The organism is Alicyclobacillus fastidiosus (assembly GCF_026651875.1).
Classification (GTDB): Bacteria; Bacillota; Bacilli; order Alicyclobacillales; family Alicyclobacillaceae; genus Alicyclobacillus; species Alicyclobacillus fastidiosus.
The window spans coordinates 763,742-787,875 of the sequence record NZ_CP104067.1; the positions used below are offsets into that span (position 1 = coordinate 763,742).

Sequence of the window (24,134 nt, forward strand, 5' to 3'; positions counted from 1 at the left end):
GGATAAAGACAAAGTTACGGAGCGACGTAACTGGGAGCTTGAGTGAAGGTGTGAGTAGCACATCTGCAGGCCGATAGGCCGAAGCCGTGCGAACGAATACCTGAACGCCAAGCGGTCTGGTGACCATAGCGGAGGGGAAACACCCGTACCCATACCGAACACGGACGTGAAGACCTCCAGCGCCGAGGATACTTGTCCCGAGAGGGGCTGGGAAAGTAGGTCGTTGCCAGGCGCGAGATAAGGACCCTGAGGGAAGCAGTGATGCCGACCTCGGGGTCTTTTTGTGTTGGTCGGGGATGGGGGCAACGCTGGGTCGGAGATAGACTCGATGTAAAGGCAGATGCAGAAGCGAGGGAATTTAAGCGGGATCGGCGGATGTTTGTGATACACGGTGTTCCACTTTCCGCGCCCTCACCGGCATACCGCTTCAGCCAGTTGTCGGTAGATATCGACCTGCTCAGCTAGTTTCATACGAACCAATCCGCTTGTGCCAGGGGCGACGAAGAGGCGAGTGCGGATGGGCGAATCGGAAGGTTGGAACCCCCACGACACCTTCTGTCTGCGGGCGAATTGCTGGTATACCCCTTTTCCGACGAAGCAGGCAAAAGTGGGCTGATACGTCTCCAGCGTCGTCCATAATCGCGCCGCCCCTTCACGATATTCCTGCGCGGTGACGTCGCTCGCCCGTGGGGTTGGACGAAGGACGAGGTTGGTGAATCCATAGTCATACTCGTCGAAGAGTTGGCGGCTTTCGCTTGGGGTATAGAGGCGGTCTGTGAGGCCAGACTCGTGAAGAATGCGGTAAAAGCGGTTGCTCGGCCCCGCGTAATTCCACCCGGTCTGCGCGGACGTGGGGGAGGGATTGAACCCAATGAACAGTAGGCGGAGTCCTGGTTTTAGGAGTTCTGTTTTTGGTTTTGTCATCGGAACCCTAGGTGACCTCCCGGGCACATTGGCGTATCGTTCTTACCATAGCGTGTCCCGAATGGCTCGGCAACTCCCACGTGACACGTCAGTTCCTCAACTGTGTGGGTAGGGCATCCGAGACGACAAAAGGGGACGGCGCGGGCATCCGCAACCGTCCCCTTTTGGTCAGGTGAATTAGAGATCCAGATACAGGTGAAATTCATACGGGTGTGGGCGCAAGTTCATCGGTTCGATCTCGGTGGACTTCTTCAACTGAATCCAGTTGTAGATGAAATCCTTGCTAAACACGCCACCCTCGAGAAGGTATTCGTGGTCTGCTTCCAAAGCGGCCAGGACATTGTCGAAGGACGACGGTACGGCCTGGATCTTTGCTTTGTCTTCGTCGGAAAGCTCGTAGATATTCTTGTCGAAGGGACCGAAGCCGAGCTCGGTCGGATCGAGTTGGCGGCGGATGCCGTCGAGACCAGCCATGAGCATCGCTGCGAAGGCCAGATATGGGTTTGCGGTGGCGTCTGGGGTCCGGAATTCGATGCGAGCCGCCTTCGGCGAAATCGCCGCGACCGGAACGCGAACGGCAGCGCTGCGGTTTCCTTTAGAGAATACCAAGTTGACAGGCGCTTCGTAGCCTGGGACCAATCGCTTGTACGAGTTGGTGCTGGGATTTGAGAACGCGAGAAGGCTTGGTGCGTGGTAGAGGATGCCGGCGATGTAGTGGCGTGCGAGATCGCTCAGTTTGCCGTATCCTTGTTCGTCGTAGAACAGTGGTACCCCGTCTTGGAATAGGCTTTGGTGCACGTGCATGCCGGAACCGTTGTCGCCAAAGAGCGGCTTTGGCATGAAGGTGGCCACTTTGCCGTTGCGGCGTGCGACCTGGCGCACAATATATTTGTACAGCATCGTGTTGTCAGCCGTTTTGGTCAGCGTATCAAAGCGGAAGTTAATTTCTGATTGGCCCGCGGTAGCCACTTCGTGGTGGTGACGCTCCACGCGAATGCCTGCATTCATCAGTTCTTTGACGATATCGGTTCGGATATCGTGCAGTGCATCCGTTGGGGGAACCGGGAAGTAGCCGCCTTTGTTCTTCACCTTGTAGGCGAGGTTTGGACCATTTTGTGCACTGCCTGTGTTCCAGACCGCTTCTTCGGAGTCGAGTGCGTAGAATGAGGTTTCAGGAGAAGAGTGGAAGCGTACGTCGTCGAAGAGGAAGAATTCGAGTTCTGGACCAAAGAAGGCAGTATTTGCAATGCCGCTGTCAATCAGATATTGTTCAGCTTTCTCAGCGATATATCGGGGGTCGCGGTCGTAGCGGATGCCAGAAGGGTCATACACTTGACACTGAAGGGTGAGGGTGGGGACGCTGAAGAAGGGATCGACGTAGGCGGTGTCCAACACGGGGCGCATGACCATGTCGCTTTCTTCAATGCCTTTAAACCCTTGGATACTCGATCCGTCAAACGGTGCACCAACTTCAAGCAATTCGTCCGTCACTTCCACGGCCGGAATGGTAACATGGTGTTGACGGCCGGCTGGATCGACAATTCGAAAGTCGATCATCTCTATCTGTTTGGATTGAATGAGATCTAAGATTTCCTGGGTGTTCACTGACTACACTCCTTCATCGAGAATTCGATGTGTCTCTATAAACAACTCGTAATGATCATATGAATTCTGACAGGTGGTCGTCAATACAATTTGTCAGGTTTTCTGACGTGATTCGACATAAATCTGCACAGGAGGCGTTCACGAATGCAACGTGCCGTCACATTAGAAATTGATGGAATGACCCTTCGGGGCATGGAGCACGTTCCGGACACCGCATCCGAAGAACCTGTTCCCGCAGTCATCTTGCTACATGGATTTACGGGCACCAAGTTGGAGCCCCACCGGATCTTTCTCAAGATCAGCCGCGCACTGGAAGAACGCGGCATCGCGTCGTTTCGCTTCGACTTTATGGGCAGCGGGGAAAGTGACGGAAATTTCGAAGATATGACAGCATCACTGGAAATTCGCGACGCAAAGGCAATTCTCGAGATGGTGCGCAACGACAGTCGGATTCTCCCTGACCAGGTCAGCCTCTTGGGGCTCAGCATGGGCGGATTTGTCGCCGGCATCACGGCGGGAGATCTGGGGGATGCGGTAAATAAGCTGATTCTTCTGGCACCCGCAGGCAACTTGCGCGATATTATTCAGGCCGCGGCCGCTCAAAACGGGGTGCGCAGCGACGTACCGTACTTTGACCAGGGCGGAAACCTCGTGGGGCGCTGTTTGTACGACGACGTGCTGGAGATAGACGGGTTTGAGCGCGCCAAGCCATTTCGAGGCCCGGTTCTCCTCCTTCACGGTACAGCAGATGGCACCGTTCCGTATCAGGTGTCGGAAAAGTACCGCGCCGAGGTGTTTGGTGAGCGTGCTATACTACGCCTGATCGATGGAGCGGACCACACGTTTAACAGCACTCCCTGGGAACGGGAAGTGATTCGCGAGATCGTGACTTTTATGACGAAGTGACACGAGTGCCATCGTAGATCACCTGTCGTCACCGCGTGGACAAAGAGTGCACGGTTCGACAGCGGGTACCACCGCCGAGCGTGCGAGAGCTAGGAGGAGAGAGAAACGTGGACAAAATTTTTGTATTGGGTGCCGGTGCGATGGCGGAATCCTTCATCAAGGGTGTGTCGCAAGACCCGGATTTCGCCGTGGATCACATTTACGTGATCAACCGCCATCGACCAGAACGACTTGTCGAATTGCAAAGGGTGTACGGTGTGACACCCGCGTCCTCGATGGAGGAAGCACGGGGCGCGAACGTCATCGTGCTCACCGTGAAGCCGTATGACGTCCGCGCAGCGTTGCGGGAGTTGTTACCTTATTTGGATGGACAGATCATCATCTCATTTGCCGCCGGCATTCCCATTTCATTTATGGAGGAAATCACAGAGCGCCGTGCACACGTGATCCGAACGATGCCGAACGTGCCAGTTGCGGTACTCGAAGGTGCGATTGCGATGGCCGTCGGCGAGAGCGTGGACGCGAAGAGCGTCGATGTAGCGAAACGCCTACTAGAAAAACTCGGAATAGTCGTAGAACTGGCAGAGGAGTTGATGGATGCTGCCACCGCCTTTTCTGGCAGTGGCCCTGGGTTTGTCAGCTACTTCCTCGAGGCGATGGAAGACGCCGCCGTGGGACTCGGCTTTTCAGCGGAAATGGCGAGACAGCTGCTGATTCAAACTGTGGTTGGAACCGCCAAGGTACTCGAGGAGTGGGGCCTGAGCCCGGCGGAACTAAAGGCACGGGTCACATCGCCAAACGGGACGACGCACGCTGGACTCACCGTGCTAGCGGACAGGGGAATGGGTGAAGCCATCGCTCATGCGCTCGTCGAAGCGAAGCGGCGTTCGAAAGAGATGGGGGAACAGTTCACGAAAGAGAGCTAGAGGATGCACACCGCGCCGCCGGGCGACGTCAGTGCTCTGTGTGTCCGTGAATGAGTCGAATGACGTGATGGAGGACGGGTCGAACGACGTCGAAACACTCTTCCACAGCTTTGGGACTCCCCGGAAAATTTACGATCAGCGTCCGATTGGAAACGCCCACCACCTGTCGGGACGTCATGGCCATCGGCGTCTTTTCCAGGGTTTTCATGCGCATCGCCTCGGCCATTCCGGGAATTTCACGGTCGATGACCTCAAGGGTGGCCTCTGGCGTCACGTCCCGGGGGCCGAGGCCGGTTCCTCCTGTGGTGACGATCAAGTCTACGTCGGGCGCCGCGGCAAAACCGGCTAAACTGCTGGCGATCATCGCTTTGTCGTCCGGTAGAACTTCGGTCTGGATCACATCGAACTCTGAATCTCGTAAGAGCGCAGCGAGGCGTTGACCGCTCGTGTCTAGACGTTTTCCCTGGTGAGCCCCGTCGCTCAGGGTGATGACGACTGCTTTATACGTGGTCACAGGCCCCACACTCCTTTGAACTGAGGTTGTTAGAAGCATATCATATGGCAGTTTTCTTTTTGAATGTCGCCAGGCTTGTGAGAAAATAGACAAAGGAGGTGTTCATATGGCACTACATACTGAGTGGATTCGTTATGGTCGAGACAATTTGTATTCGGGATATCTCGCGAAGCCAGAGCGGGCCCAGGACGGACAGCCGGCAGTCGTGGTATTTCAGGAAATTTGGGGTGTTGACGAGCATATTCAGGATGTTACACGCCGTTTCGCACAAGCGGGATACGTCGCGTTCGCCCCAGATTTGTACGCGGAAAACGGTGAGCGCCGCGCAGGGCTCGACGGACAAAGCATCGAGGTCGTCAAGCGGTTTCTCGAAAGCGTGCCCCCAGCTGTCTGGCATGACGCTGGCGCGCGCGACGAGGCAATGGCGAAGTTGCCAGAACCACAACAGTCGACTGTCCGCAACACATTCGGAACCTTGTTTGGTGGACTCAACCTTTCGGCGTACGAGCAACAGTTAGCGTCTACGACAGACTTTATCCGCAATGAGTACACTGCTACAAAGGGTCAGCCAGTCGTCTCTGTGGGGTTCTGTATGGGCGGCGCATTGAGCGCAATTCTAGCTTCCATCGATCCCAATCTCGCTGGCGCCGCTATCTTCTACGGTCGAGCGCCCTCCGATGATCAAATTGCCCAGATTTCGTGTCCGGTACGCGGGTTCTACGGTGCACTAGACGAGGGGATCACCAAGGGTGTCCCCGATTTTGCACAGAAGATGAAGGATGCGGGCAAGACGTATTCCTACAAGGTGTACGACAACGCACACCACGCGTTTTTCAATGATACGCGCGCGTCTTATAATCCACCTGCGGCTCGCGCCGCATTTGCGGAGGTTCTCTCCTTCTTTGACGAAGTGACGCGCTAAATGGAAGATGCTGTGCCCGCAGGCGGAATTTGCCGAGCGGACAAAAAAGGGGCCGGGTGCATTGCACCCGGCCAATTATGGTTCTTCAGAGGATGCAGCAGTTCAAAGCGTGTGACGGGAGCCAGCCCGGCAGTGATCACCACAACATGGCCGTACCCATCCAACTCGCTTCACAATTCGACCTGTCCACCTTATCTTCCTGCCGAACTTTTTATGATAAATAATCATCTTCAAAGGTTGTGATGATGGCAATTTAAGACCTAAATTGCCGATTGGCGGTCGATTTTCTCGAAATATGAATCATAAAACGGTAGATTGTCGATTAAGTTGGTAAACATACTATTTTTACGCACGTACGTTCGGTAGGCATCCAGCGCCGCCTGCATGTATTCCTTCGAGTCTTCCTTCGCATCGACATCCTGTTCGAGCAGGTGAGCAATGCACTCCGCTGCCAACGCGTGGAGGATGTGATGACTGGTCTGGCTCGTGATCTGGAACGCTTTGTGGGCCGCATGCAGGCGCTCCTTCGCATCGCTCAACAATTGAACATGCATCAGGTAGAACTGCGTCAGATTATGGGTGTCGTTTGCAGATTCGGCCGCACGGATGCCCAGGCTTACGTAAGACAACGCCTCTTCGCGACGGCCGGCCTGGATAGCCAAATAGGTTTTGATGCGGTAAATGTCAGCTTGGCACAAGAAGTCGTACGCGGGTACGGTCGAGATGGCTGTCTGTGAATACGATGTCGCCTCCTCGTGTTGACCAAGCAGAGCACACACTTCGGCGAGCGTCGTCGCGATTCTGCTCTTGTCCTCCGGAACGGTACTCCAACGGGACAACACGTCGTAGGCCGTGCAGAGCGATTTCTTTGCTTCTTCCAACATCCCTAACCGCTGTTGAATGGTCCCCAACAGACCGAGCGAACTTCCTTGGTTCAGAAAGTCGTTCATCCTGTGGAAAATCTCCACGGACCTTGAAGCATACCAGAGTGCGAGCACTTGAACGTCCAGATACGTATAGGCGTAACCGAGATTGTATGCTACGCGCCCTTGCAACGATTCAGTGAGGGCGTCACGGTGTTCATCTGCCTTGCGCAACCAGTGCTCTGCGTCTTCGAACCGATGCTCGAAGAGCAGCGAACTGCCGAGGTAGAAGTACGCCTCTGCGAGTAGCCCACGTCGGTAAACATGATGAATAATCAGGTGACATAATTCCTTTACTTGTTCAAAACTCCGCGTGTAATAATAGTGATGACAGAGTTGTGACGCAATTCTCTCATGGGCCGGTTGCCATCTTCCGCGATGATTGACGAGGATGCTCATTAAATCCTCTTCGTTGTGAGATGACACGTGAAAGTGGTCGAGGGTATTGTTCTCTAACCCTTCTGCGTATCGTTTTAGTAGGGCATCGTCAAGGCGATTTGCAATCAGATCTAGGACGTCTGGAGGTGGGAGTTGGCGCCCGCTCTCGATGAGGCTGATCATCGACTGGCTGCCCACACCATTGGCTAGCTCGTGTTGAGATAACCGTCTACTTTTTCGCAATTCTCGCACTCTGTGACCAATGATGAGACAGAGAAATTCGCGCTCAGCTTCTGTCAAAGTGATTACCTCCTGATACTTAAATGAAGAGGAAGTGGTCTAAGGGTGAAAAAGACATCTGTTCTTCTGCTTACGAGCTTCGCAATCGTTGCGGCCGTGCTGGTTGTGGTCGGCGTGATCCAGCCAGACGGAACGCCGCCAACACCACTGCAGCCGCTGATGGCCGCAAGCCTATTTCATTTGTTTTAATGTCAGGAAGTCGCGGGCATGCGCTCGCGGCTTTTATTTACACCTTTTTCATATCGCTCATCATTCCACAACTGTGGAATTCGACAGTTCATTATTTTCTCTATTTATGATCGATAATCCTTTTTCCCTCCCGCATCCCCCTGCGGGTTCCGCCCAGCGAAGTCGACCTGACCATTTCGTGTGGGGTAAAATTACCCAAAGATAAATTTGGAGTCTAGATTTCTGTATTTCACCATAATCTCCTATCAGGCGGTAGGGACTTGCGGTTCCATAACTTACCGGGGAATTGTGCTATCATGGACCCATACACGCTTCGTATGTTCGTATGATGGAGGGCAATGCTGTGACAGATCAAATCGATGCCATGAGCCGCTATGAGCAGTGGCTCAAGCAACCTCATTTAGCGAGTGACATCCAATCGGAACTTGAAGAAATTCGGGGCAACTCATCGGAAATTGGAGCCCGTTTCGGGTCGGACCTCGACTTTGGCACCGGCGGTTTGCGCGGCGTGATGGGCGCGGGCCTCAACCGCATGAATATCTACACCGTTCGCCGTGCGACGCGCGGTCTAGCCGAACACCTTCTCGCGAAAGGCGACCACGCAGCCAGTCGCGGCGTCGCGATAGGCTACGATTGTCGCCATAACTCCGCGTTGTTTGCAAGCGTTGCCGGGCGCACACTCGCTGCTGCGGGCATCAAAGCGTATGTTTCGCCGGTCTTGTGCCCCACGCCAGAACTCTCATTCGCTGTACGCACGCTGGGTGCGATGGCAGGTATCATGATCACGGCGAGCCACAATCCACCTGAATACAACGGATACAAGGCCTATAACGAGCATGGTGGACAGGTTCTGGAAGACGATGCGGCCGACATCCGTTCGCGCATGCTGGCCATTGATGACATCTTCGGTGTGCCGATCATGGACGAGGATGAGGCCACCGCGGCTGGTCTACTCATCACGACCCCCATCGATGTACGACATGCATTTCTCAAACAGGTTGTTCACCTCGTTCGCGACATCAGCGTCGGGGATGAAGCGAGACACCAACTCGGCGTGGTCTATACACCACTTCATGGCACTGGATTGGTACCCGTGCGCGAGACCTTCCAGGCGGCTGGATACACGGATGTCCATGTGTTAGATGCGCAGGCGGAACCAAACGGGGACTTCCCGACCGTGAAAAGTCCCAATCCGGAGGAGCCAGAGGCATTGGAAATGGCGATTCAAGCGGCGCTTGCACGAGGCGCAGACCTCGTGATGGGGACCGACCCGGACGGGGACAGGGTTGGCATCGCCGTGCGGACAAGGTCTGATCAGATGCAATTGTTGACAGGAAATCAGGTGGGTGCGCTTTTAGTCGATTACATGTGCACAAAGTTCGCCGAACAGCGGCACGTGTCCGCTCCCATTGTCTTTAAAACGATTGTGACGTCCGAATTCGGTGCGGAAATCGCGCGGAGTGCAGGCATTGCCGTCGAGGAGACGCTAACCGGCTTTAAGTACATCGGAGATCGGATTACGGCGTATGAACGCACGGGTGCACATGAACTCCTCGTCGGATATGAGGAGAGTTACGGCTATCTGATCGCTCCTATCGTCCGGGACAAGGATGCGGTTCAAACTTGTCTCGCGATTGCCGAAATGGCCGCGTTTCATCGCCAAAACGGCCTCACTCTGGTGGAACGCCTCGAGGCGCTCTACAAGACGTACGGGTACTTCCGGGAAGAGTTGGTGAGTGTGGCGCTGGACGGTGAAGACGGGGTGGAGCGCATGCACAAAGCACTGGCAGATCTCCGCCAAGCGCCGCTTGCGGTTCCGGGGATGGAGCTGAACTTCGTCGAGGATTACCTGACGGGAGTTCGGCATTACGTCGGGAGCGAACAAAGTGACGAACCGCTCACGCTGCCCAAGTCGGACGTGCAGAAATTCGTCTTCAAGACGGGTGAATGGGCAGCTATTCGGCCATCTGGTACGGAGCCGAAGATGAAGGTATACGCAGCTGTTCGCGGTGAAAGCCACGACGATGCGAAACGGCGATTAGCAGAACTCGTGGCTGCAGTCGACCAGCGCATTCGCGTCTAAATCAGCTGTACGCGCGGGGGCTAACCTCCAGGAGGCATACCTGGAGGTTAGCCCCTTTTTGACGCTCAGACCCGGGTCCGATAAACTGGAATATCATGTAACTGAAAACGAGATGTTGTTGAAGGAAACGGGTTAGGAGATGACGAGCATCGAACCGTGGAAGCGGACATTGTATGTCTTATGGGTAGCGACGTTTTGCGTTGCCACAGGAACGAGTCTCATCATCCCGTTTCTTCCGTTGTACATAGAGAGCTTGGGCGTGCATTCGGAGACAGGTATCGCGCATTGGTCCAGTTGGGTGTTCGCCGCACAATTTGTCACATCGTTTGTATTCCAACCGGTTTGGGGTGCGTTTGCGGACAGGCGGGGCCGAAAACTGATGCTCTTGCGCGCTGGGTTTGGCATGGGGATCATGACCACGCTGATGGGGTTGGTTCACGCGCCGTGGGAACTGCTCTTGTTACGCCTCATCAACGGGGTGTTTTCCGGATTTATCGCCATGGCCATCTCGTTGCAAGCGTCCGTTACGCCCCCTGAAAAAACTGGGAGAGCACTCGGGCTGCTGCAAACGGGAAACGTTTCGGGGTCTTTAATCGGCCCATTGGTCGGGGGGGTATTGGCTGAAACGCTCGGGTATCACGGCGTGTTCTTTTTCACAGGCGCGATGCTCGTGGTCGCCAGCATCGTCGTCCTCCTGTGCGTGCACGAACGGCCGATGACGGCCAAACAGCGCCAGAAGCAAACCGCGAGTTGGCGCGAGCTCGTCCCTCTGTGGTCTGTGTTCTTGGCCACCTTCATGACGCAGTTGGCCATGATGTCGATTGAGCCCATCGTCACCATCTTTACGCGGCACATCTACAGCGGTACAGATCTTTCCATCGTGGCAGGACTCGTCGTCGCCACGTCGGGTATCGCAAATCTCATCGGGACGCCTACTCTAGGGCGCCTTGGGGACAGGATTGGGCAAAAGAAGGTACTCGTGTTCGCGCTTGTGTTTGCCGCGCTGTCGTTCATTCCGCAGGCGCTCGCGCACAGTCTCACACTGTTGCTCGTAGGACGTTTTTGTCTAGGGCTATTCCTAGGCGGAATGATTCCGTCGTTGCAGGTATTGGTTCGAAAACTTGCGCCCGTAAGCATTCAGGCGACCGCGTTTGGCTGGAACTCGAGTTCCATGTTCCTAGGCAATCTGGTTGGGCCGCTTCTAGGCGGGACGGTTGCGGCAGCGTACGGCATCCGATCCGTCTTTCTGATCACGATGTTTCTCCTACTTGCAAACGCGGTGTTGGTGACGTTGAACCGCACGCTTGCGAAAACGAAACTGCCGTCCAAACCGACCTCGTGAATCTGTCATCGAATTGTAATATATCCCCCTTATAATGTGGAGGAACGATAGTTCCTGAGGTGCTGTTCTGCTGCGAACAGGGCCGACCGTGGTCTATGAATATAGAGGCATTGGTCGCATACATTTATCAGAATATTGCACCTATTTGTTTTCGGCGTTTCAGGTTTGGGAGCGGTAGTTGGTTGGCAACACTATCAATAAACGCAAGAGGCGTTCTACAGTTTCCAGCGAAGAGGTGCGCGCATGAAAAAGTCTCCCGACAAAGTCTTTCATCTCTCCATCGCTATCATTGCTATTTTCGTCACGCTCGTATCCTTACTTTCTATGATTTATGAGCGAATTCCCCCCTCTCTCGGCCAGATATTGAGCGTATCGCGAGTTTGGTCCGCGTTACACGCCAACACCCCATGGCTCGGCGGGACGGCTCAGACGCTCGTCAACAGGTCAGGCGATGTGCCGGGCGGGGTGGGAACCACCAAAACCGAGACGACGAGGGCTGACCAAGCGCTTCTCGAGAAGGTGAACGTGAAGGCGGTCGGCAAGGGTGCGACCGCTGAGGATGTCGCCAACGCGAAGCGCCTTTTGAAGCAAATTAATACACCGGAACTCATCCAAAATACGGTCCAACTTCCCCTCAAGCAACCGATCACCATAGAACTCATCGGAAATACATCTGCGTACGCGAGTGCGCTCAAATCGCTCGGGTTGAACCCCAGTGAGGCTGCGGGTCTTTCCATGGACACAGGTGGGTTTACGCAGAACTCCACAATTCTCATTCCGCTCAGTCAGAACAAGGACAACGCCGATCTCGCCAATACCCTCACACACGAGATGACGCATGCAATCTTCAACCAGAATATCAGTTATCTCCCCAGTTGGATCAATGAAGGCATCGCGGTGACCATGGGCATGACGGGGCAGAAGGTGGTTGAAAATGCGACAGTCTATGCGGCTTATGAGCGGCAACTGGCGGAGTCCATCGTCGATGTGGCTGGACAAAACCAACTGCAGCCGCTCGCGGACGACGAATCTGTCATTCTTTCCGGCAAAACCAGTTACGACTACGAGTTGCAAGACTGGCTGGCCGTGCGCGACCTCATCTTTGAACACGGCGTCGCAGCCATCGACCGCTACTTGTCCCTCATGAGCCACCACGCGGACGAATCGCAGGCGTTTATCGTCGCGTTCGGTGAGAAGGAGGACGTGTTCAACCAACATCTCACCCATCTTCTAAAGACGGCCGCCGCGTCGACGGATGAAGGAGCCACCTTCGGACTGACCATTGGGTCACAATTTAAAGGCAGTATCGACTTCCTCCAGCACGGCAAGACAGAGTGGGAGGGTGTCGAGGCGAAGGCGGGATCGTACCAGATCACGGTTCAACAGGACGGGCGATTGGAGGGGGCGCTACCTGCAGTTGCGCCGATCACCGACGTTGACCCAAGCGACGACAACACCCTCTACATTTCCCTGACGCCCAAAGGCGCCCTCACCTGGCAGGGGACGAAGGTGACCGACTGCGGATTTGCGTTTGACGTCCACGACGGTCTGTACTCCTTTGCGGATGCGTGGGTGAGCTTGGCCAATGGCCAGACGGTCTACCAGTCGACACCGACGCTATTTGGAGTCACCATCACATCCGAATCCGAGGTCAATTCGAATGACCCCATCGTGAAGTTGTTGTGAGAGGGCACGGACATGAGCACGTGCGGTGCAGCGGGATTCCCTACGCCTTGTCCAGACGTGGTATGATGAAGGATGAAGATTTGGGATAACGGAGGCAAACGCTTTGTCCACTCAGTTGCTCGCAGAAGACATGGTCGATGTTCTTGGTGTGCGGTTTCACCGCGTCACCATGGGGCAGACCGTTGAAAAAATCCTGTATTGGGTTCAGGATGGGAGCCATCACATGGTGGTGACGGCGGGACCGGAGTTTGTCATGCAGTGTCTCGCGGATGAATCCTTGCAAGAACTCGTCAACTCTGCCGACTTGGTGACGGCGGATGGGATTGGTGTCGTGTGGGCTGCGGCTCGTACGGGGCGGCCGGTGCCGGAGCGGGTGACCGGGGTTGAGTTGGTCGTGTCGCTGCTGCAGGAGGCGAACGTTCGCAGACAGCCGTTGCGCGTGTTCATTCTCGGTGCAGCGCAGGCGTCGTTAGAGGCGTGTCTGGATGCCTTGCGGGTGCGGTTTCCGGAGATTGAGTTCGCAGGCAGAAACGGGTACTTCAACGCGCAGGAAGTAGACGACGTGGTAGCACAGGTGCGCGACTTCGCGCCAAATCTATTTCTCGTCGGAATGGGACAACCTAGGCAGGAGCGGTTTATTCGGGACGTCCTCGGTCGCCTACAGCCCTGTGTCGCGATTGGAGTTGGCGGCTCCATTGATGTATGGGGCGGAACCGTCACACGCGCACCGGCCATCTTTCGGCGACTGAACGTAGAGTGGTTCTACCGATTAGCGACGCAGCCGAGTCGCTTGCGGCGCCAGATGGCTCTGCCGCGGTTTGCGGTGACCGTGATGCGCGGGGGGCCACGCGGACGTAAACGGTAGAGTCTACGCCTCAGCGATCGATCGGATTCGACAAGCGCTGTCGAAAATGATTGACTGAACTTTGCCTTTATACTACTATATGTTTGTTTTGCAATCGGAGAAGCCGTGATGGAACCAGTACCGCCTCGGGCACCTGGAATTCGCGTCGGCTTGAGCTTAAAAGGAGGTACCAGATTGGGGCAAAGACATTTATTTACTTCGGAGTCTGTCACGGAAGGGCACCCCGACAAAATTTGTGACCAAATCTCGGATGCAGTACTCGATGAGATTTTGACATACGATCGCAACGCGCGCGTCGCCTGCGAAACAGTTACGACAACCGGACTTGTTCTTGTGGCGGGGGAAATCACGACGTCATGCTACGTCGACATCCCGAAAATCGTTCGCAAGACCATTCAGGATATTGGCTACACACGTGCAAAATACGGCTTTGACGCCGAAACGTGTGCGGTGATCACGTCCATCGACGAACAGAGCCCAGATATCGCGCAGGGCGTAAATCAGGCCTTGGAAGTTCGCGGGCAGTTGACCGACGAGGCGATTGACGAGATCGGTGCCGGAGACCAGGGGCTGATGTTCGGCTTTGCTTGTGACGAGACGCCGGAACTCATGCCGCTTCCCATCTCTTTGTCGCACCGCCTGTCGCATCGCTTGACGCAAGTGCGCAAGGATGGGACCTTGTCCTATCTGCGCCCGGACGGCAAGACGCAAGTGACCATCGAGTACGATGGGGACAAGCCAGTGCGCGTGGATACGATTGTCGTATCGACGCAACACGATGAGCAAGTCACGCTCGAAACTGTTGAGCGGGATGTCAAAGAGCACGTGATTGCGCCTATCGTCCCGAGTGAGTTGCTCGATGAAAAGACCAAGTATCTGATCAACCCGACGGGCCGCTTTGTCATCGGTGGGCCGCAAGGTGACGCAGGTCTCACCGGTCGCAAAATCATCGTCGACACTTACGGTGGGTACGCTCGCCATGGTGGCGGTGCGTTTTCCGGCAAGGATCCGACAAAGGTGGACCGAAGCGGTGCATACGCAGCGCGTTACGTCGCGAAGAACGTCGTTGCGGCAGGCCTCGCGCACAAGTGCGAAGTGCAAGTCGCATACGCCATCGGCGTCGCGCAGCCGGTATCCATCTCGGTGGACACGTACGGTACGGGCCGGATCTCCGACGAGGCGATTGTGCAGATCATTCGCGACGAATTCGACCTGCGACCAGCTGCTATCATTCGCGATTTGGACCTACGCCGTCCAATCTACCGCCAAACGGCAGCGTATGGCCACTTTGGTCGCACGGACGTCGATCTCCCGTGGGAGCGCACAGACAAGGTCGACATCTTGAAATCGCGTGCGGCGACGTTGAGCTGAGATCGAAAAAATATTTTTCTATAAAATCTATCGTTTGACCCCCATATGCGTGTTGGGGCCGACGAAACCTATAGCATCACCCTTACCCCATGTTATGCGTTGGTGCCGTTTGGCGCCGACGCTCTTTTTTTGTACGATAAAGGTGATTCCCTGGTATGCTGGAAGGTGAATCGATCGATAGAGAGAACGATACATATAAAGGGGAGTGTCGCAACTGGAGCAGAAATCGCAGTTATACGTCGCGATTGCGGAGGATAACGACGAGTTCCGGCTCACACTTCGGGATATTATTTCGTATGAACCAGGTATGGTTGTGCCGGCGCTGTGGAGAAATGGCCGCGAGGTCATCGACAATATCGCAAAGGTCAATCCGGATATCTTGTTACTCGATATTAATATGCCAGTGATGGACGGCGTAGAGACCGTCCGGGCCCTGCGCGAACGGCAGTGCGACATCAAGATCATTATGCTCACGATGTACGATGACGAAAAGTCGGTTTTGCAGTGCTTGCGTTATGGTGCGTCGGCGTATTTGGTAAAAGATGGATCAGTAGATGAAATTTTGCATGCGGTCCGCGAAGTGGCCGCTGGGCGTGGTGTGGTGCATCCACAAGTGACGCCAATCCTGCTCAACGCGGTCGCGCAGTCCGCCCGACTCAACGAAACGTGGAAGGACGTGCTCACCGCCCGCGAGTACGAGGTGCTTCGGGAATTGGCCACGGGCAAGAGCAATGAGCAGATCTCCGAAACGCTCCACATCTCCGTGAAGACGGCCAAGAACCACGTATCACATATTTTGGCAAAGCTCGGAGTGGCGGACAGGGCGCAGGCAGTGCTCTATGCCTTGCGCAAGCGCTGGGTGGAGTTGTGATGGACAAGGTTTAATCTGGCGCACCGTCCGGGTGCCGTCGCACAATTGTACCGTGTAACCAGTGCCACCCCTGGCCCGTGCAACATATGTTGAGGCAGGGGGTGACGCTCGTGTGGGCACTGCTACTGGTTGCGGTATTCGCTGTCTACGGAACCCTCGTACTGGTTTGGCAGTTGTGGGCGTGGCTCGTTTTGCATCATGATCAAGGCAAAGTCGTTTACTTTATCGTGTTGACACAAAACGCGGAGCGGGATATTGAGATGGTGCTTCGGCGGGTCCACCACAAGTGCTTGACGCTTGAATACCCGACGCGCGTCTGTGTCATCGACGCAGGTTCGACAGACCTCACGATTCCGATTGTGGAGCGTATGGCACGCAGAGGTATGCCGCTCGACATCCTCAGTGCACCGACGATGGAAACTGCGTTGGAGACGGCGAGGGAGTACGGGGAAGCGACGGGAAGCGTGCGATGTATCTATCAATTGAGGCAAGGTCAGGAATTGACGACCATCGTCTGCTGATGCGTCAAGGTGAGTTCAGGCGGATGCCCCGCTCAAATAAAGAGCGGGGCATCTGTCGTATCCGCGACCATCAGTTGTTCCATTCGTCTACAGTAGTGGAGCACTGACGCGGTTTCGCCCATCTCGCCATACCATAGGACGAGCAGTGCGCAGGCGCGCGTGAGGTGCTCACTTGACGCGGAGGGTGGGTAGTCGTCGATCAGTCGCTTCAGTTGCGCGATGCCAGCTTCCCGGTCGCCGTGGCTGACGGTCAACTGCGCGTCGATAATATTCAATCGCAGTCTGATGTCCTGCAGGTCGTGTTCAGAATGGTGTGCGGACAGGGCCAATAGCACGTTGTGCGCTTGCTTGGCGCGGGCGTTTGCGGCGTCTATTTGACCCGACCGAAGCAGTTTTTCGAGTTGTTCGCACTCCGTTTTTAAAAACATATCTGGGTAGATGGACGTCATGGCGAGTGCGGCTTGTTGCCAAGGGTCGCCGACACTGTTGTCCCCGGAGTCGACCAGGCGCGTCTGCACGACGACGATATGCTCGACCAGGCGTGAGAACGTGAACATGGTGTTCGCTTTGTCTGCGAGGAGCCTCGACTTCGCCGGATCCGTCGAGATACAGGCGAGGGCCTCCTCGACGAGTTTGTCGCACACCGCGCGCAAATCTGGGGTACCAGCGGTGAGTGCACGAGCCTCCTGCAGGTAGTTTGGCGCGTGTGGAAACCTGTCGGGATGGGTTTCTGTCGTCTCGTGTAACTGAAGCATGACTTCCGTCATCAGGACGATGAGGTCCATATTCGTCATCAAATCGCTCTGGAGCAGCACCTGTCCCATCTCGATGGCACGGGACCACTCGTGTACCGCGCCGTCCACATTGTTGAGCCCGGCTTCGACGTACCCAGATTCTCTGCACACGTAAAAGAGCAAGCGCTGGTCTTGTGTCCGATACGCGACTTCGCGCAGGTGCTCGAGTTGGCTCGTGGCCTCGTGGTAGCGGCCAAGCTTGCGGTAGGTCTGCGCCAACGTCAGAATGTATTCCTGGTGCGTCAATCCCTGCTCTGGAGCCGCTTGGACGGACTCCAGCTGCTCGAGCGCGGCTTTTGCATCGCCCACCGCCGATTGATACATCGCTATCGTCAACTTGGCGTTGAAAAGGAACTGGTCGTCCATCTCGTTCATAAAATACTCCACGGGCATGCCCAATCGATTCGCCAGCTCCATGAGCAGAGGGTAGGAAGGCTTCGCTCTATCAGCCTCAATCTGGCTAATCATACTCGGGGTGACGAGGTCCCCGCCGAGATCGGACTGGGTCAGACCTCGTTTGATTCGAATATCTCGGATCTTTTCTCCGATAGTCATTGGTCATCACCCAATTCAGACAAGTTCTCCGTCCATGTTCACATAGAGGAAGCGTTTTGACAAGACTTCGAATTATCCGAAAGCGGTGTCAAGTAATTGGCAGCCGATGGCGTAGACTACCTGGGAAGAATCTTTACAAAAACTAGACTAGAACCTAATCTCGCCTCTGGGTACAATACGCATAGGAACTGTTATTGGAGGGACTGCGTTGCCTAATGTCCTGATTGTTGATGATGAAGAATCGATTCGCACGCTGGTCGAATACAATTTCCAACGTTCGGGCTTCGATGTGGAAGCCGTCGGTGATGGGAAAGTGGCCTACGACATCCTGCGCGCACGGGCCGACAAATTTGATTTGGTCGTTCTCGACCTAATGCTCCCCGGCATGGACGGGATGGAGGTCTGTCGCCGGCTGCGGCAGGAAAACGTCTCGGTGCCGATCATCCTATTGACTGCGCGGGACGAGGAGGTTGACCTCGTCTTAGGGCTCGAACTGGGCGCTGACGACTACGTCACCAAGCCGTTTAGCCCGCGTGAGTTGGTCGCGCGCGCGCGCGCAGTGCTTCGCCGAAGTGAAGCGGTGGAACCGGAGTCAAAGCCGGCGGCATTGCAGTCGAAGGTCTTAAAGTCCGGCAACATCGCGCTCGACGTGTCCCGCCACGAGGTGCGAGTGAACGGCGAGATCTTGGAATTTACGCCCAAGGAATTTGAACTCTTACAGTATTTTATGGAAAATCCTGAGCACGTGTTGTCGCGGGATCAACTCCTCGACAGGGTCTGGGGGTACAGCAGCGCCACAGATACGCGCATCGTCGACGTTCACGTGTCGCACCTGCGCGAGAAGATTGAGCGCAACTCCAAAAATCCGATGTACATTCGAACCGTTCGCGGCATTGGCTACAAATTCTCGGACGCGACGAGCACGTCATGATGATATTCCTCGTTGGCGTCTTCGTGGGGATTCTCCTGATGCTCGTCCCGGTGGTGCTCGGGGCGAGGAGGAACAGGATAAGCCGCCTCCACCTCGTCGAGTCGATGAACGCCATCAGCGAGGGTCGTCACGACGTGCGCATGTATGCCTATCGCAACCGTGGCGGGCAAGGGGTCATCTTTCACGCGTTCAACCACATGGCCGAACACGTGGAGCAGACGTTCGCCGGCTTGTCGCAGGAGCGGGACATCTTGCGTCACATCCTTCAGAACATGACCACTGGCGTCATCTACTTGCGCAGCGACGGGCAGGTGCAAATGGTGAACGACGCGGCAGCGCGATTGTTTCGGCGGCCCGTGGAACAGTGGCAGGACCGAGATCACTGGACGGTCTTTCGCAACTACAACCTCGGTGCCGCGATTGATCACGCGCTGCTCTTTGGCACCGACTGGGCAGAGGAGCATGTCATCCGCGAAGGCCTGACGGTGCTCATCCGACTCGTGCCAATTTCGTCGAGCGCCCGCACGCAAAACCGCAATGATCACGCGCACGACGTCCTGATGCTCGTCACAGACGTCTCCGAGTGGCGCCGGCTCGAGCACATGCGCAGCGAATTCGTCGCCAACGTGTCGCACGAGCTGAAGACGCCCATCGCGGCCATCCGCGGTTTCGCGGAGACGCTTTTGGACGAGGACGAAGGGGACACGGAGGGTACGGGAGATGCCGGGAACCCGATGCGAAGGAAATTTTTGCGCACGATCTACGACGAATCCCTGCGCATGGGCAATCTCGTGCAGGATCTGCTCGAACTGTCTAAGTTAGAGGCGACTGACGGCCGGGTAGATCCCGTCTCCGTCGATTTGCAAACGGTGGTCGATCGCGCCTTTGAGCGCCTGCGCCACACGGCCAGCAATCGCGGCGTCGACTTCCGGCTCGCCAGCGCCCCTCGCGTCAACGTGTGGGCGGATCCGGACATGCTTTTGCAAGTTTTCTTAAATCTCCTGTCCAACGCCATTCACTACTCGTCTGAGGGGAGCACCGTCACCGTCTCGTGGGACGTGCTCATCGACAGGGTCAAGGTGCACGTTCGGGACAACGGCATCGGCATCCCGAAGGAGTCACTGGGGCGCGTTTTCGAGCGATTTTACCGCGTCCATAAGGACCGTAGCCGCGCCTCTGGCGGCACGGGGCTGGGCCTCGCCATCGTCAAGCACATCGTCGCAGCACACGGCGGCGAAGTCGGCGTCGACAGCGTCGAGGGCGAGGGCAGCGACTTCTGGTTCACATTGTCTCGCCTGGACACAAATCTCGCTGGCGTGTCGTTTCCCCTGCATTGATCTATAGTGGGACCGGCGCGGCGCCTGCCCCTCGGGTGCCGCCCTAGTTCCCGCAGCCGGCTTGCCGAGCGACTGAGGATGTGATCGGTTTGAACGAGCGTATCGCATGGCACTATCGCTGGCGGCGGTATGGCAACGCCGTGCTGAACTGGGTGTTTCCAGTGGACGTGGACCGCTGTGTGCTGTGTGGACGCCCCGTCGTACATGCGTCCGCGCAGCCTGCGAAGGATGGCCAGCAGGCCTCTCACATGTGCCTTTTTTGCCTCCAGGATGCACGCCTGTGCAAAGCACAACCTGCCTCTCAGCAACTTCAGCTTCGCCGCCCGTATCCCCCGATGAACGTCTACAGCTGTCTCCCCTACAATCACTTTATTCGCAATCTCATCCGCTCCTGGAAGTATGACGGCGTGATGGAACTCACCAGTTACTTCGGAGACATGGTGGCACAAACGCTGCAGGAGTTCACACGCGGGCACAGCCTACACTTCGACGTGGCGGTGCCAGTCCCGTCCACGGTAGACAGGACGCGCAAACGCGGCTATGATCACGTGCGCCTTCTGCTTCATCACGTCACGAAGTCCTACTCCATCCGCACGGCCCTAGCATTGACGCGGCTGAAGGTCGGCGATGAATTCACACAATCCCAGACGGCGAAGTCACAGGCGCAGCGCGCGCTGGGGCTAGAAAAAGTTTATGCCCACAACAAGCAAGTTTCCGTCCGTGGTTCCGACGTACTATTGATAGACGATATCGTTACCTCTGGTGCAACCCTCGCCTCGTGCGCAAATAGACTCTATCGCGCAGGAGCGTCATCCGTTTGTGCCATCGTGATCGCGCGGGTGTTGTAGGGGCATTTGCACGCGTTTCTCGAGTCGAATCGTGTCGGAACGGGTAACGGAGATGCGACGTCTATTCGAGGCCGCACGTACCGAAAAATTGGTGCGTCCTGCTGGACTCCTAGAGAGATTTATAAAATTGATCTGACATCCCGACACATCTCGCCCAATAAAAAAAACCTCTTTCAATATTTTTCGATGTTTGTCGACATTTAACGAGATATAATATTACCAGTAGGAGGAATGGACTGTGCCGATAGCAAACTGTAAACGGTGCGGACGCATGTACAATCGAGTTGGGCGCGAAATCTGCCCAGAGTGCATCCGTGAAGAAGACCGGATATTGAACGACATTCGCAATTTCCTCCGCAAAAACAAGCTGGCGAATATCTCCGAACTGAGCGATGGTACTGGTGTCGAATACGGGATCATTGTCGATATGATTCGGGATGGGCGGTTGATGTTACGCGATAACCCGAACCTAACCTATCCATGCGAGCGCTGCGGTGAGCAGACTCAGTCGGGGCGGCTATGTGCACGCTGCACACAGGAACTTGCGCGAAATTTGAGCGCAGCGAGTGCAGAGCTGAGAGACAAGCAGAAACAGGGAAACCGGGGCAAAGGATTCTATAGCCGGAATAAGTAATCGAGAATGAATAACGAATTTCCCATCACGCATTTGGGTAATTGAGTAAAACCTATATGTTAGTTCTTGAAGACTAGAAGTAAGAGGTCGAGGTAGCCGTGAGCATGGCACATGAAGCCTATCAATCTTGGGGGCGTCAACAAGAAAATGAGCGGATAAACTCACATCTACCGCTTGTATACAGCCTGGCGTCAAATCTAGCACCTAGAGCTAAAGTCTCCGGCTTGGAAATCGGCGATTTGATTCACACTGGGGTGCTTGGGCTTTATACGGCTTTAGCGTCGTTCCAAGAGGGTCGGGGGAGTACGTTTGGTGCGTACGCAAAGCCATTTGTTCGCGGAGCCATGCTTGATGAGATATCTCGTCATAACAATGAGTCTCGGGCTGTGCGTGATAAATATCGCAAGCTCCGGGACACTGAGGACAAACTCGTGCGTCTATTAATGCGTGAGCCTACCGATAAGGAACTAGCCGACGCAGTAGGGATTGAGGTTAAGACATTGTCCGCTTGGCTGATTGACATCGGGCTTCGTGACAATACATCCCTGGAGGATTTAGCTGAGCGCGGTGCGCTTGACGATAGGGATAACACCTCTTTCTGGCAACCAGAACTCCATTTTTTAGAGCAAGAAATGCATGAACGATTAGTTGCTGCACTAAAGAAACTAAAGTTGCGTGAACAGCAACTTCTACATCTTTACTATCACGAGGAGTTAACATTACGTGAAATTGGATACGTGCTTGAGCTTAGTGAATCACAAGTGTCACGTATTCACAAAAGGTTGCTTGTGACGCTGCAGGGAGCCCTGAGTGAAGCGGAGTAGAGTGGTTTGGATAGAGTTATGTACCAATGAGGATTAGGTGTAAGTCACGGTTTATAACTCTTAGTCTCCCGAGGCCTTGTAAGCGCATATTCCTACACGGTAAATATACAGGATCATGAACGGTGGATGGCGCTCGCATCCGTATATGTGTATGTTGACATGTGATAAACACCGGTGTTTTCCATAGGGTACCATTTGACGAGGATGTAGATGAGGTTTAGCAAGAAACGCAGAGAGTGGATGGTATCTAGCTAGACTTTACACGACTTACAAATCTAATTTAATCGACCTTATGTAATAATCCTAAAGATCTTTGAAACAGTTGAAAAGGCAAAGGGCGGTCAGCTCCTTTGCCTTTTGTCAAATCTGGTCATGTTAAATTTATGCTAGTACTATTGCAACAGTTTGAGGATCATCTGTGGTTGTTGTTGTGCTTGGCTCAACATGCTAATTCCGACTTGTTCCAGAACCTGCTGTTGCGAGAACTGGGTGTATGCTGCAGCCATGTCGGTATTCGTAATCGTCGACTGAGCATTAGACAGGTTTTGCGATGAATTGTTCAAGTTCGAAACCGTGTAATTCAAACGGTTTTGTACAGCTCCAAGTTGGGCTTGGGAACTGGAAAGCGTGTTGATTGCATTTTGAATTGATGTAATGGCATTTTGTGCGTCCGATTGATCCATGATGTTAATGCCGTTCACGCTTGTAGATGCTTGCCATCCGTTAGATGCGGAAGCAGAGGTTGAAGCATTGCTACCTGTCAATGTAATTGTGTCTGATTGAGTGTAAGTGCCGGACGCGTTATCAGCACTCACTGAGAACAGGTCTGACAGAGCACCTGTCGATATCGATAGAGTAGCACCCGTTGCACTGTCGCCGATAGTAACATCGGACAGGCCGCCGCTAATATCAGTTGCGCTCAATTGAATCGCATTGCCAATGTTCGTTCCGTCTGAGGTTTCAAGTTGAAGCGTACCACTTGAAGCGGTTCCTGAGACACCTGCGCTCCCGGCGCTAACATTGGCGGTAAAGACCAGTTTCAAGGACATGCCACTTTGCAGCAACGAATTGGAAGCTGTGATACTCGAAGCAATTGCTGCAGGAGTGGCCGCCTGCTTAATATTTGTGGTATCACCAGTTACCGTGTCGGTACCAATGGTATCTGTACCACCAGTTGCTTGGCTACCGCCATTAACACCCAGTGTTTGTACGTCTGTCGCACCAATGTTGAACGAAAGAGTTTGCCCTTGGTTCGCACCAATTTGGAGGTTCAAGTTGGAATTACCCGCCCCAAATTGACCAGTCAATAGGTTGATACCGTTGTACTGTGTTTGATTCGTTGTGCTGTTGATTTGCTGAGCTAGGGCATTCATTTCCAACTGCAGATTTGCGCGGTCTGAGAACGTGTTACCTGCGTTGGCTGCTTCCGTTGCCAATGTAGACATCGTCTGCAACACTTGCTCAGTTTGATTCATCGCACCTGTAGCCGTTTGGATCAAGCTGATACCATTTTGTGCATTCTGTGTTGCCTGGTTTAGTCCATTGATTTGCGAAGTCATTTGTTGCGAAATTGCGTAACTAGCTGGGTTGTCAGCTGCGCTACTTACTTGGTTACCCGTAGATAACTGTTGGTACGATGTATTCATTTCATTCTGTACATTGTTCAAGTTAGACAAAATACTTGAAGCAGCTGAGTTACTATTAATACTGAGCGACATATCTTTTCCTCCTCTGTCGAACCGCAATAGACTGTGTCGCTTATATAAACGGTCAAATTTAGAGTTGTTTTGCACGGCGTAAAAAAATCTATCGACGAATTTTGCGGATGTGGGGATAATTTATCTAACGACCACTTTACATAGGGTCACCAAGGTGGAGGAATTCG

General features: G+C 54.6%; 22 protein-coding genes and 1 rRNA gene. 17 read left to right on the forward strand and 6 right to left on the reverse strand.

From position 1 onward, the window contains the following. Positions 1-115: 115 nt before the first annotated feature. Positions 116-232: ribosomal RNA gene (gene rrf / locus NZD89_RS04025) — 5S ribosomal RNA — on the forward strand. Positions 233-411: 179 nt separating this feature from the next. Here the strand turns inward: rrf and NZD89_RS04030 are convergent. After that, positions 412-924, reverse strand: coding sequence for a mismatch-specific DNA-glycosylase (locus NZD89_RS04030; RefSeq protein ID WP_268006491.1), 513 nt, complete (start codon positions 922-924; stop codon positions 412-414). 177 nt (positions 925-1,101) lie between these two features. Beyond that, on the reverse strand, positions 1,102-2,529 hold the full coding sequence (gene glnA, locus NZD89_RS04035) for a type I glutamate--ammonia ligase (RefSeq protein ID WP_268006492.1): 1,428 nt from the start codon (positions 2,527-2,529) through the stop codon (positions 1,102-1,104). 144 nt (positions 2,530-2,673) lie between these two features. Between glnA and NZD89_RS04040 the strand changes: the two genes are divergently transcribed. Then, entirely contained in the window at positions 2,674-3,435 is a 762-nt protein-coding gene (locus NZD89_RS04040; RefSeq protein WP_268006493.1) for an alpha/beta hydrolase family protein, read from the forward strand. A gap of 107 nt (positions 3,436-3,542) precedes the next feature. Next, on the forward strand, positions 3,543-4,361 hold the full coding sequence (proC, locus tag NZD89_RS04045) for a pyrroline-5-carboxylate reductase (RefSeq protein WP_268006494.1): 819 nt from the start codon (positions 3,543-3,545) through the stop codon (positions 4,359-4,361). A 28-nt stretch (positions 4,362-4,389) separates the two neighbouring features. Here proC and NZD89_RS04050 read toward each other — a convergent pair whose 3' ends face one another. Then, the gene (locus tag NZD89_RS04050; RefSeq protein WP_268006495.1) at positions 4,390-4,875 is read right to left on the reverse strand and encodes a MogA/MoaB family molybdenum cofactor biosynthesis protein; all 486 of its coding nucleotides are present in this window, start codon (positions 4,873-4,875) and stop codon (positions 4,390-4,392) included. 106 nt (positions 4,876-4,981) lie between these two features. On the opposite strand from NZD89_RS04050, the gene NZD89_RS04055 reads away from it, so the two are divergent. Then, on the forward strand, positions 4,982-5,797 hold the full coding sequence (locus NZD89_RS04055; RefSeq protein ID WP_268006496.1) for a dienelactone hydrolase family protein: 816 nt from the start codon (positions 4,982-4,984) through the stop codon (positions 5,795-5,797). Between the two features lie 260 nt (positions 5,798-6,057). Here the strand turns inward: NZD89_RS04055 and NZD89_RS04060 are convergent, their stop codons facing one another. After that, positions 6,058-7,398 carry a helix-turn-helix domain-containing protein gene (locus NZD89_RS04060; protein WP_268006497.1) on the reverse strand — a complete coding sequence of 447 codons (1,341 nt, stop codon included), beginning with the start codon at positions 7,396-7,398 and terminating at the stop codon, positions 6,058-6,060. Between the two features lie 45 nt (positions 7,399-7,443). Between NZD89_RS04060 and NZD89_RS04065 the strand changes: the two genes are divergently transcribed. The 8 genes from NZD89_RS04065 (at position 7,444) to NZD89_RS04100 (ending at position 16,326) form a co-directional block, all read left to right on the forward strand. Continuing rightward, the gene (locus NZD89_RS04065; RefSeq protein WP_268006498.1) at positions 7,444-7,587 is read left to right on the forward strand and encodes a hypothetical protein; all 144 of its coding nucleotides are present in this window, start codon (positions 7,444-7,446) and stop codon (positions 7,585-7,587) included. A gap of 343 nt (positions 7,588-7,930) precedes the next feature. Then, complete coding sequence (locus tag NZD89_RS04070) at positions 7,931-9,670, forward strand: phospho-sugar mutase (protein WP_268006500.1); 1,740 nt, start codon at positions 7,931-7,933, stop codon at positions 9,668-9,670. A gap of 139 nt (positions 9,671-9,809) precedes the next feature. Beyond that, on the forward strand, positions 9,810-11,012 hold the full coding sequence (locus tag NZD89_RS04075) for an MFS transporter (RefSeq protein WP_268006501.1): 1,203 nt from the start codon (positions 9,810-9,812) through the stop codon (positions 11,010-11,012). A 243-nt stretch (positions 11,013-11,255) separates the two neighbouring features. Continuing rightward, positions 11,256-12,698 (forward strand): gluzincin family metallopeptidase, encoded by a 1,443-nt coding sequence (locus NZD89_RS04080; protein WP_268006502.1) that lies wholly within the window; start codon positions 11,256-11,258, stop codon positions 12,696-12,698. A gap of 103 nt (positions 12,699-12,801) precedes the next feature. After that, positions 12,802-13,563 (forward strand): WecB/TagA/CpsF family glycosyltransferase, encoded by a 762-nt coding sequence (locus tag NZD89_RS04085; protein WP_268006503.1) that lies wholly within the window; start codon positions 12,802-12,804, stop codon positions 13,561-13,563. Positions 13,564-13,737: 174 nt separating this feature from the next. Then, positions 13,738-14,934 (forward strand): methionine adenosyltransferase, encoded by a 1,197-nt coding sequence (metK, locus tag NZD89_RS04090; RefSeq protein ID WP_268006504.1) that lies wholly within the window; start codon positions 13,738-13,740, stop codon positions 14,932-14,934. Positions 14,935-15,139: 205 nt separating this feature from the next. Beyond that, positions 15,140-15,805: a response regulator gene (locus NZD89_RS04095; protein ID WP_268006505.1), complete on the forward strand. Its 666-nt coding sequence runs from the start codon at positions 15,140-15,142 to the stop codon at positions 15,803-15,805. Positions 15,806-15,915: 110 nt separating this feature from the next. Then, positions 15,916-16,326: a glycosyltransferase family 2 protein gene (locus tag NZD89_RS04100; protein WP_268006506.1), complete on the forward strand. Its 411-nt coding sequence runs from the start codon at positions 15,916-15,918 to the stop codon at positions 16,324-16,326. 32 nt (positions 16,327-16,358) lie between these two features. Here the strand turns inward: NZD89_RS04100 and NZD89_RS04105 are convergent, their stop codons facing one another. Next, on the reverse strand, positions 16,359-17,675 hold the full coding sequence (locus NZD89_RS04105) for a helix-turn-helix domain-containing protein (protein WP_268006507.1): 1,317 nt from the start codon (positions 17,673-17,675) through the stop codon (positions 16,359-16,361). 208 nt (positions 17,676-17,883) lie between these two features. Here NZD89_RS04105 and NZD89_RS04110 point away from each other — a divergent pair, with 208 nt between their 5' ends. The 5 genes from NZD89_RS04110 (at position 17,884) to NZD89_RS04130 (ending at position 22,249) form a co-directional block, all read left to right on the forward strand. Further along, positions 17,884-18,606: a response regulator gene (locus tag NZD89_RS04110; RefSeq protein ID WP_268006508.1), complete on the forward strand. Its 723-nt coding sequence runs from the start codon at positions 17,884-17,886 to the stop codon at positions 18,604-18,606. Then, positions 18,603-19,943, forward strand: a complete 1,341-nt coding sequence (locus NZD89_RS04115) for a sensor histidine kinase (RefSeq protein ID WP_268006509.1) — start codon at positions 18,603-18,605, stop codon at positions 19,941-19,943. The genes NZD89_RS04110 and NZD89_RS04115 overlap by 4 nt, the downstream gene beginning before the upstream one ends. 89 nt (positions 19,944-20,032) lie before the next feature. Next, on the forward strand, positions 20,033-20,791 hold the full coding sequence (locus tag NZD89_RS04120; RefSeq protein ID WP_268006510.1) for a ComF family protein: 759 nt from the start codon (positions 20,033-20,035) through the stop codon (positions 20,789-20,791). 238 nt (positions 20,792-21,029) lie between these two features. Continuing rightward, positions 21,030-21,425, forward strand: a complete 396-nt coding sequence (locus NZD89_RS04125) for a TIGR03826 family flagellar region protein (RefSeq protein WP_268006511.1) — start codon at positions 21,030-21,032, stop codon at positions 21,423-21,425. Positions 21,426-21,529: 104 nt separating this feature from the next. After that, the gene (locus tag NZD89_RS04130; protein ID WP_268008386.1) at positions 21,530-22,249 is read left to right on the forward strand and encodes a sigma-70 family RNA polymerase sigma factor; all 720 of its coding nucleotides are present in this window, start codon (positions 21,530-21,532) and stop codon (positions 22,247-22,249) included. A 392-nt stretch (positions 22,250-22,641) separates the two neighbouring features. Here the strand turns inward: NZD89_RS04130 and NZD89_RS04135 are convergent, their stop codons facing one another. Next, positions 22,642-23,967 carry a flagellin N-terminal helical domain-containing protein gene (locus NZD89_RS04135; RefSeq protein ID WP_268006512.1) on the reverse strand — a complete coding sequence of 442 codons (1,326 nt, stop codon included), beginning with the start codon at positions 23,965-23,967 and terminating at the stop codon, positions 22,642-22,644. Positions 23,968-24,134 lie beyond the last annotated feature (167 nt).

Coding starts and splice junctions, on each gene's coding strand:
- NZD89_RS04030 (WP_268006491.1), bottom strand. CDS start 924: ATGACAAAACCAAAAACAGAACTCCTAAAACCAGGACTCCGCCTACTG.
- NZD89_RS04040 (WP_268006493.1), top strand. CDS start 2,674: ATGCAACGTGCCGTCACATTAGAAATTGATGGAATGACCCTTCGGGGC.
- NZD89_RS04055 (WP_268006496.1), top strand. CDS start 4,982: ATGGCACTACATACTGAGTGGATTCGTTATGGTCGAGACAATTTGTAT.
- NZD89_RS04075 (WP_268006501.1), top strand. CDS start 9,810: ATGACGAGCATCGAACCGTGGAAGCGGACATTGTATGTCTTATGGGTA.
- NZD89_RS04080 (WP_268006502.1), top strand. CDS start 11,256: ATGAAAAAGTCTCCCGACAAAGTCTTTCATCTCTCCATCGCTATCATT.
- NZD89_RS04105 (WP_268006507.1), bottom strand. CDS start 17,675: ATGACTATCGGAGAAAAGATCCGAGATATTCGAATCAAACGAGGTCTG.
- NZD89_RS04115 (WP_268006509.1), top strand. CDS start 18,603: ATGATGATATTCCTCGTTGGCGTCTTCGTGGGGATTCTCCTGATGCTC.
- NZD89_RS04130 (WP_268008386.1), top strand. CDS start 21,530: ATGGCACATGAAGCCTATCAATCTTGGGGGCGTCAACAAGAAAATGAG.
- NZD89_RS04135 (WP_268006512.1), bottom strand. CDS start 23,967: ATGTCGCTCAGTATTAATAGTAACTCAGCTGCTTCAAGTATTTTGTCT.